Raw genomic sequence first — 13,444 nt, forward strand, 5'->3', positions numbered from 1 at the left:
CCCTAACGCGGAATTTCGTCGGCAGGGCGGACGTCAAGCAACGGGGCCGCATCAATCTTTTCTGCATTCATCATTGTCGCGACCCGCTGCATGGATGACAGAAGCTGCGTTTTTTCCCAGTCGGGCAGGGCTTCGAATTGGGATATGAATTCTTCATGCAGCATGGTGGGGGCTGCTTTCAGGATGTTCTGACCTGCCTCTGTCAGAACCGTATTGACCACGCGCTTGTCCGTGGTGCTGCGGCGGCGTTCTGCCAGCCCGCGCTGTTCAAGGCGGTTCAGGATCGTGGTAACCGTTGCCTGGCTTAGTGACACATGATTGGAAATGCGGCGCACCGTGACGTTCTGCAATTCGTCAATCGCGCGCAGAACCATCACCTGCGGGATGGTCAGGCCACAGGCCTTCATCATGCGTTTGGAATGAAGATCGGTTGCACGGATGATCTGCCGTAACGCGACCAGAATGTCCTGCCAGTAGGCCTGTTTCATGGTGGTTCTCGTGGGTGCTATATTCGAAATCATTCGGTAACGGGCTTTGACCGCTTTATCAACGCAATTTGTTGCATGACAAAAGGGGCGCGCGGATTAATTGCCCCGAATGCGTCGCATGGCCAAAAAGATCAAGGCGAATATGGCAACCAGGACAAGGGTAACACCGCCGATCAACAGGGCCTGATTGAGGCGCAGATCATATTCCTGTTTGCGTTCGACATAGGAGATGGCCTGCCGTCTCAGTTGATCCATCTCGGGTGTGATGTCGAAGCTGGTGCGATACATTTTGGCCCCGGCACGAGACAGAAGATCATTGGTTTTGTTCAGGCGTTCATTGAACAGCGCAAACCGTTCTTCGGTCGCGGCCAGATCGTGAAGCGGGTTATCTTCTTCGTCTTGTTCGTTACTGGGGATGATCGACAGTTTGGTCCGGGTTAAATTATCTTCGTCCTCGCGCAGACAGTCGGACAAGGATTTCTTTTCAGCACTCCTGCCACATTCAATCTGGCGGTCGCCAAACTGTTCGAGCGCATTCTGCAGATGTGTTTGCAATTGTTGATCAAGTTCGGCAATCCGCAGACGCACCTGCTTAGAGCTGTCTTCGATCTTGCCGACATCCCTTTCAAGAGCAAAGGACGGCCAGACGGCAAACACCGACGCAGCAAGAATCAGCACAAGGGGGACGACGAAGCGCAGCAAAAAGGACCTTTCCCTGAAGGTGACGTTCTTTGAGCTGTCAGTCTGGGGCATGGTCGTTCCGATTCAGTTAACGACGGATGCTATGGGAGACGTGTCATTTCGGCCAGCGTTTATGCAGCCATAGCCATTGTGCCGGGCGTTCGCGGATCCAGCTTTCTATGATCGCATTAACTTCGGTCATGATGCGCAGGATATCGGCATGACGGTCATCGGTCGGGACAATTTCGAGTGCCGGATAAAATGTCATGCGGAAATAGGCGCCGCCCAGTCGCTCCACCCTGACCGGTACTACCGGGCAATCATATTTTAGCGCAAACTGTGCCAAGGCCGGGGCTGTCATGGCATCACGACCAAAAAACGGTACGGCAATGCCGTCATTCATTTTCTGGTCGACCAGCATCGCGACATGCCCGCCTTCTTTCATGTATTTGGTAATCTGGCGGGCACCCTGTGCCCCTTTTTTTACCAGTTGTCCGCGGAAAGTCTTGCGGGCACGAATGAATAACTGATCAACCCATGGATTGTCCGGGGCGCGATAGACACACATCATGTCCATATCCATCGCGGTTGCCAGCGTCATGCCGATTTCCCAGTTGCCGATATGACCGGTAAAGAACACACCCGGTTTGTCATCATCTTTCGAGGCCATGCCGTTCTCAAGGCCGACAACCTCGATTCTTGGACCACCCGGGCGCAATTTATGCAGATGCGGGACTTCAGCCGCGTTGCGTCCCAGATTTTCCCACATGTCACAAATGATCGTTTCGATCTCTTCCGGGGATTTTTCCGGAAATGCGCGCGTCAGGTTGTTTCGCGCCTTTTTTGTCTGGCCGAGTTTGGGGCCAAACTTGCGCAGTAACGAACCGCCCGCGTTTGATGCCATATCAATCGGCATGGCAGCAAAAATCCAATAAATCAGATGGGCTGCCAATCCCTGCAACGGGTGGGAAATATATTTCTGTCGTGCGTTGTAAAGGGCACTGCGTTTAGGCATCGGACAACACCGCCGTAATTATTTTCTCCAGCTGGTCCGGGGCTTCGAATTCCAGCATAATATCAAGTGTGCTTATGCCGTTCCGCTGCCCGGCAGGCAAGCGCATCAGGTCTTTTTCTGTCGTGACCAGATCCGCATTCAACGCCTTGGCTTTTTGATGCAGCTCCGCCAATTCAGACGCACGGAATGGATGATGATCCGCAAAGTCGACGGTCGCGACAATATCGGCACCAACCGCACGCAGGCTATCGTGGAATTTGGCCGGGCGGGCAATACCGGCAAAAGCAAGAACCCTGCGGCCGGCAAAATCGGCACCATTGCAGGGCACCATACGGGCGCGCAGAACCGGAACAGACGCAGGCAGGTTTTTCAGGAACGGTGGATTGCCATCGCCGATCAGAATGATTGCGCGAACTTTTGCCAGCCCCTGTTCAAGGGGTTCGCGCATCGGGCCTGCCGGGATAACGCGGCCGTTTCCGATCCCGAAAACGCTGTCGACAACGGCAAAGCTGCAATCCTTGATCAATGACGGATTTTGTAGCCCGTCATCCAGAATGATGGCCTCCGCCCCGGCATTTCTGGCGGTTTCGGCCCCCATGCCCCGGTCCCGCGAAACCCATGTCGGTGCCGTTCGCGCCAGAAGCAGCGGCTCGTCACCGACATCGGATGCCGTGTCCTTCATCGGATCAACATGGTGCGGGCCGGTTTCCCGCCCACCATATCCGCGGCTCAGGAAATGGGCGTGAATGCCCATTTTGTGCAATGTGTGATAAAGCGCGATTGCGGTCGGCGTTTTGCCAGCCCCACCGATGGTAAAGTTACCGACACAGAAAACCTTGCATCCCGGATGGCGCATGGTCGTCGTCATCGCCCGGATACCTGCACCCGCGCGCCACAGCAGGGAAAAAGGCGACAATGCCTTGGCCATGCAGCCGTCAGCTAACCAGAAATCAGGCGCGCGCATTGGCAACCTCGGCGGTTAAAAGCGGTGTGATTGCATCAAGGGTACGTTCCAGAACCTCCGCCTTTGAATTGGCATATGCCAATGCGGCATTTGCCAATGCACCGGCTTTTTCCGGATATGTCAGAAGGGTATCGACCTGACGGGCCAGATCGTCAATATCGGCAACGGGGCGGCATGCCTTGGCCGTCAGAAGTTCCCGGCTGATTTCACTGAAATTGCTCATATCCGGGCCATGCAAAATCGCACAACCAAGCCGGGCCGGTTCCAGCGGGTTCTGGCCGCCCGACGCACAAAGAGTTTTTCCGATCAGGCATACCGGGGCAATACGATAATAAAGCCCCATATCGCCCATCGTATCGCCAAGATAGATATCAATATCATCGGTGATTGCATGACCAAGGCTGCGGCGTGCGACGCGCAATCCCCTTGCAATCAGTTCTGCTTCGATTTCGTTCGCCCGGATGGGGTGACGGGGAACGATAACCGTCAGAAGTTTTTCGTGTTTGGGCGCCAGGGTTTGGTGGACCTGTGCACATGCCCGTTCTTCACCTTCAAAGGTGCTGGCGGCAAGCCATACCGGGCGATTGCCGATCTGCGATTGAAGTTCTGCCAGTGTGTCGGCTTCTACCGGCAACGGCGGGGCTGCAAATTTCAGGTTGCCGACCGCGCGGACATCGGTCCCCCCCAATGAAATAAACCGTTCGGTTTCTTCGTGGCCCTGTGTGAGGATCAGATCGAATGCAGAAATCACCGGGGTGATAAAGGATGGGAACCGTGAATAGCTTTTGAAGCTTCGGGCCGATATGCGACCGTTAAGCAATACAAGTCTGGTTCCGGCTTTTTTTGCCTTGGTCAGGATATTGGGCCAGAAGTCGCTCTCAAGCCACAGGGCAACATCGGGCTTCCAGTGATGGAGAAAGCGCGCAACGCAAACCTGTCGGTCAATCGGGATGAACTGATGGATCACCCCTTTGGGGAGGCGCTGATACATCATTGCCGCCGAGGTAACGGTGCCCGTGGTGACAAGGATCGATATATCGGGAAACCGCGCGCGAATGGCATCGATCACCGGCAGCGATGACAGGGATTCGCCAACACTGGCACCATGTATCCAGACAAGTTTCCCCTTGGGCCGCACAGCACTTGCGTGACCGAACCTCTCGCCGATACGACCGGCATCTTCCTTGCCACGGTTTTTACGGCGTTGCAGATAAAGACCAAGTACCGGACCCAGAAGCCGTGTCGCAACGCGATAGGCATAAAACAGGCTCATTTAACGGCTTCCTGATCGGCCGTGGCCTGCATGGCGGAACGTTTCTGCTTGGGAAGTTCGTCGGCCCCTGCAGGTTCGATCACCTCAAGGCCGAGCTTGCGGTCTTTTTCCTGCGTCAGTTTCGTCAGGGCTGTTTCCAGTTCCAGTCGCTTCGCTTCCAGTCCTGCATCGTCCAGATCGCGCGGGACATGAATGGGGTCGCCCCAGCTAAAGACCCCTTTCGAGAATGGAAAAGGCAGAACAAAGCGGTCCCAGCTGCCAAACACGCGCCGTCTTGACGATGAATAGGTCAGCGGGAAAATCGGAACCCCTGCCAGTTTTGCCGCCTGAACAATACCATCCGAAATTCGCATGCGCGGTCCGCGCGGTCCATCCGGGGTCATGCCGACGACTTCACCGGATTTCAGTGCCTTCAATATGCGCCGCAACGCTGCCGCACCGCCTTTGCCCTGTCCGGTTGACCCGGCAATGGTGGCGATCCCGAAATGCCCGATTGTGCGGGAAATGATTTCACCGTCGCGATGCGATGAAATCAGCATGTTAAACGGGCGGTCTCCGGCAACCGAACGCCATGTATAGGGCATCATCAGCAAACGCTGATGCCAGAAAGCCACGATAAACGGTTTGCCCTCCGTCAGGAAATGGGCAGGATGATCACCGCCTTCCGTATGCCAGCGACCGGTAATGCGAATGAGACGGATATAGGTTGCCGCAAGCCAGCACAAAGTGCTGCGCGCCTGATCACTTTTTATGATTCGTTTATGCCACTGCAAGCCGGTCTTTCCCGAATGTTAGGCCAGATTGTCGTTTTCTTCTTCCGAGAATTGCAGATTATAGAGGTTGGCGTAAGCCCCTCCAAGTGCAAGCAATTCTTCATGGCGTCCCTGTTCGGTAACATGCCCGTTCTGAATGACGCAAATCTTGTCGGCATCGACAATGGTCGACAGGCGATGCGCGATAACAAGGGTTGTCCGGCCCTTCATCAGTTCGGTCAGAGCACCCTGAATATGGCGCTCCGATTCCGTGTCTAGGGCCGATGTCGCCTCGTCCAGAAGCAGGATCGGGGCGTTTTTTAACATCGCACGTGCAATCGCGATCCGCTGGCGCTGCCCGCCCGAAAGCTTCACACCATGTTCACCGACAATGGTGTCATAACCGTTTTCAAGTTGCAGGATGAAATCATGGGCTGCTGCATGACGTGCGGCTTCTTCGATTTCGGCATCGCTTGCGCCAAATCGGCCATAGGCGATGTTGGATCGAACCGTATCGTCAAACAGCGTGATTTCCTGACTGACCAGTGCGGTCGCTGATCGCAGGCTTTCCAGCGTTACATCGCGGATATCCTGACCATCAATCGTGATCGCACCGGCATTGATGTCATAGAACCGCGGGATCAGGTTCAGGATCGTCGATTTACCGGCACCCGATGGCCCGACAAGGGCAATCGTCTGTCCGGCCTCGATATCAAGGCTGATGTTACGCAGTGCCGTCGTTTCATTGTTATAAGAAAAGGAAACATCCTTGAACTGGATGGCGCCGCCCTTGACCTGAAGCGTTTTGGCATCGTCGGCATCGCGAATTTCCGGTTCGATATCAAGGATGGTAAAGACGCGCTGCGATGCTGCAAGGCCCGCCTGCAGGTTTATATTGATATTTGCAAGACGCTTCACCGGCTCGTAGGCAAGCAAAAGGGCTGTGATAAAGGAAAAGAAGCTGCCCGGGTCGCTTGCCCCGTCAATGACGCGGCTGCCGCCATAGATGATGATGGTCGTGATTGCGGCACCGCCCAGCGTTTCCATGATGGGGGACGAACGCGCACTGACTTTCTGGGCCTTGAAGCTCAGATCGAAAACGGTCTCGACAAGTTTCTCCATCCGCGAACATTCGTAGGGCTCCATGCCATAGGCTTTGACATGGCGGACCCCCTGGAAAGTTTGTTCGAGGAGAGTTGCAAATTCACCAATCTGTTGCTGGGTGTTGGCGGAAACCTTGCGCATGCGCCTGCCCAGACGGGCAATCGGCAGAATGGCCGCTGGAAATACCGTGAAGGCAATGATGGCAAGCTGCCAATCCTGATAGAACATGACACCAATCAGCACGATGGCAGTCAGAAAGTCCTTGCCAAAACCGGTAAGGGAAACGGAAACGGCTGAGCGCATCGCGGTGATATCGCTGGTAAAGCGCGTGATCAGCTTGCCGGTGTTGGTACTGTGGAAAAAGCCGATATCAAGCCGGATGACATGTTCGTAAAGCTTGTTCTGAATATCGGCAAGAATACGACCGCCGACATAGCTCATCAAAACCGATTGCCCGTAATTGGCAAAGCCTTTCAGGGCGAAAGCACCAAGAACCGCCACACCGACAGGCACCAGCATTGCGGGGTTCTTTTTAACAAAGACCTCGTTAATCACCGGATCCATCAGATAGGCATAACCACCAGTCGCCGCCGCCATAAGCGCCATGCAAACCAGAGCCAGAACAATCTTGCCAAAATAAGGGGCAACCGCATCCTGAACGATGCGTTTGATCATTGGCCATGTGTTCCAATGTTCCGTCGTGTGGTCTAACGAATGCTTTGGCAATGAATTCTTCCCGGTCGCGTGACGCCATTTCCGATTGTGTCAGACTGACACTATCTATATGGATGAGGCATCATGAATGTCTTAATATTTCCGGGGTGTTGCTAACACGCCCGGGCAAGTGCGGCAAGCCGCAGCAAGTTCTTGATGGATACTAATAGGGCCTGCCGGTAAGCAGGCCACGAAAAACGACATATAAGATAAAAAAATGACAGAGCAACTCCACGCGTTCGTGGAACAGACGATTGCGCAAGGTGTTGGCGCACGGGTTTTCCCCCTGCGCTGGGCGGGGCGCCGTATCTGGATCAAGCAGGCCGTTCCGCCAAAGGAAAAAGGATGGCATCGCCTGCAGCGGTTTATCGCGACCCTGACACGTATACCCATGTTGCGCCCGACCGTATCGCCCGGCGGCAAGGCCGGTCTGGCGAGCGAGGCTGAAATCATTCATGTCCTGACCCGCGCAGGAATTCTGGTTCCCGATCTTCTGGAAGTTACCGATAACTGGATGGCAATCGGGGATAACGGGGCGATTTTGCAAACCGTCATCAGCGATGCGCTAAAGGCCGGTGATGAATACCGCGTTGCTGACCTGATTGCCAAGGCCGGGGCCGCATTGGCAGATTTGCACATCAGCGGCTTTACCCATGGCGCACCCCTTCTGCGCAACATGACCATTCGTGATGATGGCAAGATCGGCTTCATCGATTTCGAGGAAGACCCCAACAAACGTATGCCATTGCCCGACGCGCAGGCGCGCGATGTCCTTCTGTTTCTGTTTTCCATCCAGCGCGGCTTCAAACGTCGTCCTGATCTTTTGCGTGCGGGATGGCGGGCATATCTGGCGGCAACCGGCATGACCGCGCCGCAAATGAAACCGCTGTCTCATATCGTGAGGGTTATTCGCCCGGTTTATATCGCACTGAAACCTTTCCGTCGCTGGCTCGGAACGGATGCGATCAATGCGATGCTGGCATATGGCATTTTGCGTCGAAGCCTGCGCGGCAAGGACGCCGCCTATGACGTTGCCCCGGTGACGGAATAAACCACCGGCGCAGGTTACTGCGCCGGTTGTTCCACGGGCATGGCTATTGCCGGTTCCACCGATGCTTTCACCTCGGTAATGTCTTCAACAGTCAGACGTTTTGCCGCTGCACCATCAAACCCGCCCGAAAATGGTGCCAGATTGTGCAGGAACTGACTGGCTGAATTGCGCCAGCTATATTGTTCCGCCAATGCACGTGCATCTTTACCGTCAAGCTCAAGGGCTGCCATGGCGGCTTCGCGAAGGTCGGCGTCAATGGCACCTGCCTTGGTCCCGCGCACGATGTCGGCCGGTCCCTGAACCGGGAACACTGCAACCGGCGTACCCGATGCCAGTGCTTCAAGTATCACGAGCCCAAAGGTATCGGTCTTGCTCGGGAAGACAAAAACATCGGCCGATGCAAAGGCAATCGCCAATTCCTCGCCGATTTTTTTGCCAAGGAACTGCGCATTCGGATATTTCGATTTCAGTTCGGTCAGTTGCGGGCCGTCACCGACAACGAATTTTGTGCCGGGCAGGTCAAGATCCAGAAAATGGCCGATATTCTTTTCAACAGCGACCCGGCCGACAAACAGCCAGTGCGGTTTGGGGAAGTCGCCAAAACTTGCATCCGGTCGTGGTTTGAAAAGATCAAGGTCAACACCGCGCGACCAGATGTTCAGTTTGTTGAAACCACGCCCGGCCAGTTCTTCACGCAGTGATTCCGTTGCGACCATCACCGATTGCGATTTGTTATGGAAACGACGCATCCCGCGATAGGAAATCGACAATGGCAGACGTGTGCGGGCATGCAGATATTCGGGGAAACGGGTGTGATAGGCCGATGAAAAAGGCAATTCCCGTTTCAGGCAATAGGCTCGTGCCGCCTGACCCAGCGGGCCTTCGGTTGCGATATGGATGGCAACCGGTTGCAGGGCGTCAATCATCCGGGCCAGTTTGCGTTTGGCAAACAGCGCCAGTCTGATTTCCGGATAGGTCGGGCAGGGGATCGTCCGGAATTGATCGGGCGAGATGATATGGACATCATGTCCCATCTCGCCCAGTTCGTTGCGCACGGTTTCAAGAGTGCGCACCACTCCATTGACCTGGGGATACCAGGCGTCGGATACGATCAAAATTCTCATGCGGTCTTTCCAATCGGCGTGCCGCTGTTCTTTTTTGAACTGCGGGACGCGGTGCGGGTGCTTTCCCCGGCAATCCGGAACAAAGACATCAGCTTGCCCAGTCCGAGTGACGGAGCACTGGCTGCGTCGCGGCCGGGCTGGGAATGTGTCATCGCCATCTGGCGCATTTCGGACCAGTACAACAGTTCAAGCTTGCCGTTCTGGTCTTCGGTAAGGGCGGTGCAGCTTTCGACCCAGTCGCCGTCATTGCAATACAGCACATCGCCGATCATGCGTTTTTCCGCGTGGTGGATATGGCCGCAGACCACACCGTCCACCTTGCGCTTGGCGGCTTCGTGTGCGACGGCATTTTCGAAATTGCAAACGAACTGGACGGCGTTCTTGACCCGGTTCTTGAGATACGCCGACAGCGACCAGTAGCCATAGCCAAGTCTGCGGCGGATACCATTGTAATAACGGTTCAGAACAATCGCGAGATTGTAAGCCGTATCGCCCAGATAGGCGAGCCACTTGGCATATTTGACCACACCGTCAAACTCGTCGCCGTGAATGATCAGCAGACGTTTGCCATCTGCCGTCTCGTGAATGTCGTTCATCTTGACTTCAACATGCCCGAAGGTCATATCGACAAATTCGCGGGCAAATTCATCATGGTTGCCAGGTACAAAGATGACTTTGGCGCCATTCTTTGCCTTGTCCATGATTGTCGTGATCACGGCATGATGACTTTCCGGCCAGTACCAGCTTTTCTTGAGCCGCCAGCCATCAATAATGTCACCCACCAGATAATAGGTGTCTGCCGTAACTTCATTGAGGAAATCCAAAAGAAGGTCTGCCTGACATCCACGCGTTCCGAGATGGACGTCTGAAATCCAGACCGTGCGGTAATGCGGTTGCAGCGTCATCGCTGTCATTGCCGCTCCTCCGTATCCTGCCAAAAGGATGGCTGGAACTCGACAGTTTTTATATGCCGAATACTGTCCTCAACCAGTAACGGTTTAAAACAAATTGCGCGAACATATAACCCGTTCATATAAATTTATCGGTTCTGTAAATATACTGTTACATATTTCCTTTTTTATAAAGGAACTGAGAAAGTAATGTTTCATTTTTATTGCGAAAGTTATTTGTGAGATGACACAGGCCGATGTGACTGTCATTTTCAATCCGCGTGCCGGTGGAAACAAACAACGCTTTCTGTCCAGCATTCTGCAAAAGGCCGGCGTAAAGGTTGAATTGTTACAGACAACCCATCCCGGCCATGCCCGCGAACTGGCGCGCAAGGTACGCGCCCATCAGCGTCTGTTTGTCGCGGGGGGTGACGGATCGCTGAACGAGGCCCTGAACGGTTTGCTTGATGCCCAGATCGAAGGCCACGAAGTCCCGCCCCTTGGCATCATTCCACTGGGAACGGCCAATGTCCTGGCAGTCGAGGTTGGCCTTGAAATTCGGGCAAAGGCGATTGCCGATTATATAAACAATCCGGGGCAGGTCTGGGTCCGCCCCGGGCTTGTGAACGGGCGTGCGTTCTTTTTGATGGTCGGCATGGGGGCGGATGCCGATACCGTCGCAAATGTGTCGCTAAAGCTCAAAAGACTGATCGGCAAGGGGGCCTATGTTCTTGAAGGCTTGCGCAATATCATCTTTCCGCATCACCGCGATTTCGAGGTCAATATCGGTCGCGAACAATATCGTGTCGCCGGTGTGGTTGCGACCCATGCCAAACATTATGGCGGGGCGTTTGTCATTTCACCCGATGCCAAACTGACCGATAACAGCCTTGATGTCGTGCTGATGCCCGGGGGCGGCTTTATGGCGCTGGCGCGATACGGGATTGCTTTGACCCTGAACCGGCTGCATGCACAAACCGATGTTTCGGTCGTGCAGACCGAACGTCTGACCATCACCAGCCATTGCGGTCCCGCACCCTTGCAGATTGACGGCGAAAGTGCAGGCAAGCTGCCGTGCGAAATCAGCCTGTCGCCCTATCCGGTGCGGGTGATGGTGCCTCATGCCTATGCCGATCAATGCAATGGTCGTCAAAACGAAAACAGGGATGCGCAAAACACACCCCTGTTGCAAATCGCCGCAGATTGATTTTCGGGCTTACTGCCCGGCCAGCGTCATGCCATCAACCCGAATTGTCGGGGCATTCGTGCCGTATTTGAAGGTCAGGTCATTGGCCGGGACGGCCGTTCTGAACATGTCTTTCAGGTTTCCGGCAACCGTGATTTCGGAAACCGGATAGGCCAGTTCACCATTTTCGATCCAGAAGCCCGATGCACCCCGCGAATAATCGCCGGTCACGCCGTTGACACTGCTTCCGATCATTTCGGTAATATACAGGCCCTGCTTGATATCCTTGATCATGTCGGCGGGCGATATGGTGCCCGGTTCCATGTAAAGGTTGGTCGTGGACGGACCCGGCAGGCTTCCGGCCCCGCGTGATGCGTTGCCGGTTGATTTCAGGCCAAGCTGGCGCGCCGATCGCAAATCCATGATCCAGGTTTTCAGAACGCCATTTTCAATCAGGTGACGTTTTTCGTTGGCGACACCTTCGGCGTCAAACGGTTTGGAACGCAGGCCACGTTTGCGATGCGGGTTATCAATGATGTTGATCCCCGGCGCAAAGATTTCCTTGCCCATGGCATCCAGAAGGAAACTGGTCCCGCGTGCAATGCCCGATCCGTTGATCGCACTGGCCAGATGGCCGACGAGGGATGCCGAAACACGCGGGTCATAAATCACCGGCACCTGCGTGCTTTTCACCTTGCGCGGGTTCAACCGTTTCAGGGTCTTTTCCGCCGCCTTCAGGCCAATCTCGACCGGATCGCGCAGATCGGTCGAAAACACCGCACTGTCGTAATCATAATCGCGTTCCATGCCGGTGCCGGTTCCGGCAAGGACCGATACGGAAATGTGGCTGCCGCTACCGGCATAGGAATTGGCAAAGCCGTTGGTCGCGGCAAGCGTGATCTGGTGGGTACCCCAGCCTGCATCCGCGCCCTCTGAATTCGTAATACCTTCAACCGACCGTGCTGCTTCTTCACAGGCGCTTGCCCATGCCATCAGTTTTTCCTGGCTGACTTCGCCCGGCTCGCAAAGCTCAAGCGCCTCGACATCAAATGTTTCGGCCAGTTCGGAGGGATCGGCAATGCCGCAGAACGGATCTTCGGGGGCGTTTTTCGCCATGGCGACGGCGCGTTCGACAAGTTCGTCAAGTGCGCTTTCGCTGGTGTCCGATGACGACACAACCGCCTGCTGCTTGCCGATCAGAACACGCAGGCCAAGATCGGCACCCTCGGATCGTTCAAGTTTTTCCATCTTGCCCAGTCGCTGCGATACCGAAAGTGACGTGCCTTCGACATAAACGGCATCCGCATCGTCGGCACCCGCCTTTTTTGCGCGCGCCAGCAGGTCGGTAATGCGATCGAGTGTCATGTCGGTCTTGGGCATGGAAGCTCCCTTTGATCGGAATGTGGTTTCCTATGGTTATAGGCAGGCTGATCGCTTTTCGCAAAGGGCAAGAAAAGGCAATCACCTGAAAGACCCAACCAGATACCGTCTGAGGCACATTTGAATGATCCATTTGGCGAAAGCCGAGCTTTGGTCATTTTTTCTTCGCAAGTTGCTATTATGACCGGATACTCGAACCGGAAACCTGCAAGAAAATGATGGGAAACACACGTGCGAAACCTGTTTGTGGCAACTCTGCTTTTGGGTACTTCCATGACGATGTTGCAAGCTGACGCCCAAGAAGCCGAAATAACGCCCCGAAAAAATGTTGTGGCAAAACCGGTAACGGCAAGCGACCTTTACCGCGAAATGCGCATTCAGGCCGGTCAGTATGCCGCGTTGAACCGTCATCAGGTTCTGGTGGGCGATTTTACCTGTGACGATGTCAATGACCAGATCGTCGGCTGGGTGGATCGTGACAATCCCGAAGGACCGTTTTTCGATGTCCTGATGGTCACCAGGCACAATGGTGAACTGCATTCCGAATTCAAACAAATCCCGTTTGCCCAGTCGGAACAATACGCCCTTTGCATTGACGATAAAACCGCCCCGCCGGTCATGAGCTGGCAGGTGAACGATCCTGAATATATGCGCGATGTGATCGGCAATGGCGACCTTTGCAATATCGCCGTCCGGGTCGATGATTTCATGTGCGATGCGCCGCAATTCTTCTGGTCGGAAAAGCCGGATGAAAGCGGCGAAAACTGGATGTTCTTCCGGAATTGAGGCAAAAGACTATGCGTGTTATCATGCGCATATATT

General features: G+C 54.7%; 13 protein-coding genes. 3 read left to right on the forward strand and 10 right to left on the reverse strand.

Annotation, left to right across the window (positions count from 1 at the left end):
- Window positions 1–2: 2 nt before the first annotated feature.
- From LG297_RS03250 to LG297_RS03280, 7 genes are all read right to left on the reverse strand, one after another.
- Window positions 3–488 (reverse strand): MarR family winged helix-turn-helix transcriptional regulator, encoded by a 486-nt coding sequence (locus tag LG297_RS03250; RefSeq protein WP_404425086.1) that lies wholly within the window; start codon window positions 486–488, stop codon window positions 3–5.
- A 96-nt stretch (window positions 489–584) separates the two neighbouring features.
- A complete protein-coding gene (locus LG297_RS03255; RefSeq protein ID WP_404425088.1) occupies window positions 585–1,241 on the reverse strand; it encodes a hypothetical protein in 657 nt (218 codons plus the stop codon).
- Between the two features lie 43 nt (window positions 1,242–1,284).
- Window positions 1,285–2,184, reverse strand: coding sequence for a lipid A biosynthesis lauroyl acyltransferase (locus LG297_RS03260; protein WP_404425090.1), 900 nt, complete (start codon window positions 2,182–2,184; stop codon window positions 1,285–1,287).
- Entirely contained in the window at window positions 2,177–3,148 is a 972-nt protein-coding gene (gene lpxK, locus LG297_RS03265) for a tetraacyldisaccharide 4'-kinase (RefSeq protein ID WP_404425092.1), read from the reverse strand. Before lpxK ends, LG297_RS03260 begins: the two co-directional genes overlap by 8 nt.
- Complete coding sequence (locus tag LG297_RS03270) at window positions 3,135–4,421, reverse strand: 3-deoxy-D-manno-octulosonic acid transferase (protein ID WP_404425094.1); 1,287 nt, start codon at window positions 4,419–4,421, stop codon at window positions 3,135–3,137. Before LG297_RS03270 ends, lpxK begins: the two co-directional genes overlap by 14 nt.
- Window positions 4,418–5,194 (reverse strand): lysophospholipid acyltransferase family protein, encoded by a 777-nt coding sequence (locus LG297_RS03275; RefSeq protein WP_404425096.1) that lies wholly within the window; start codon window positions 5,192–5,194, stop codon window positions 4,418–4,420. Before LG297_RS03275 ends, LG297_RS03270 begins: the two co-directional genes overlap by 4 nt.
- A gap of 18 nt (window positions 5,195–5,212) precedes the next feature.
- On the reverse strand, window positions 5,213–6,952 hold the full coding sequence (locus LG297_RS03280) for an ABC transporter ATP-binding protein (RefSeq protein ID WP_404425098.1): 1,740 nt from the start codon (window positions 6,950–6,952) through the stop codon (window positions 5,213–5,215).
- A gap of 256 nt (window positions 6,953–7,208) precedes the next feature.
- Here LG297_RS03280 and LG297_RS03285 point away from each other — a divergent pair, with 256 nt between their 5' ends.
- Window positions 7,209–8,042: a hypothetical protein gene (locus LG297_RS03285; protein ID WP_404425100.1), complete on the forward strand. Its 834-nt coding sequence runs from the start codon at window positions 7,209–7,211 to the stop codon at window positions 8,040–8,042.
- 14 nt (window positions 8,043–8,056) lie between these two features.
- On the opposite strand, the gene LG297_RS03290 is transcribed toward LG297_RS03285, so the two are convergent.
- The gene (locus LG297_RS03290) at window positions 8,057–9,166 is read right to left on the reverse strand and encodes a glycosyltransferase family 4 protein (protein ID WP_404425102.1); all 1,110 of its coding nucleotides are present in this window, start codon (window positions 9,164–9,166) and stop codon (window positions 8,057–8,059) included.
- Window positions 9,163–10,080: a UDP-2,3-diacylglucosamine diphosphatase gene (locus LG297_RS03295; RefSeq protein WP_404425104.1), complete on the reverse strand. Its 918-nt coding sequence runs from the start codon at window positions 10,078–10,080 to the stop codon at window positions 9,163–9,165. The genes LG297_RS03290 and LG297_RS03295 overlap by 4 nt, the downstream gene beginning before the upstream one ends.
- A gap of 220 nt (window positions 10,081–10,300) precedes the next feature.
- Here LG297_RS03295 and LG297_RS03300 point away from each other — a divergent pair, with 220 nt between their 5' ends.
- A complete protein-coding gene (locus LG297_RS03300) occupies window positions 10,301–11,263 on the forward strand; it encodes a diacylglycerol/lipid kinase family protein (RefSeq protein ID WP_404425106.1) in 963 nt (320 codons plus the stop codon).
- A 9-nt stretch (window positions 11,264–11,272) separates the two neighbouring features.
- Here LG297_RS03300 and LG297_RS03305 read toward each other — a convergent pair whose 3' ends face one another.
- A complete protein-coding gene (locus LG297_RS03305) occupies window positions 11,273–12,622 on the reverse strand; it encodes a TldD/PmbA family protein (RefSeq protein WP_404425108.1) in 1,350 nt (449 codons plus the stop codon).
- 273 nt (window positions 12,623–12,895) lie between these two features.
- Between LG297_RS03305 and LG297_RS03310 the strand changes: the two genes are divergently transcribed.
- Window positions 12,896–13,408, forward strand: a complete 513-nt coding sequence (locus LG297_RS03310; RefSeq protein WP_404425110.1) for a hypothetical protein — start codon at window positions 12,896–12,898, stop codon at window positions 13,406–13,408.
- Window positions 13,409–13,444: the final 36 nt, after the last annotated feature.

Origin of the sequence: Thalassospira australica (assembly GCF_044790785.1) — a bacterium.
Classification (GTDB): domain Bacteria; phylum Pseudomonadota; class Alphaproteobacteria; order Rhodospirillales; family Thalassospiraceae; genus Thalassospira; species Thalassospira australica_A.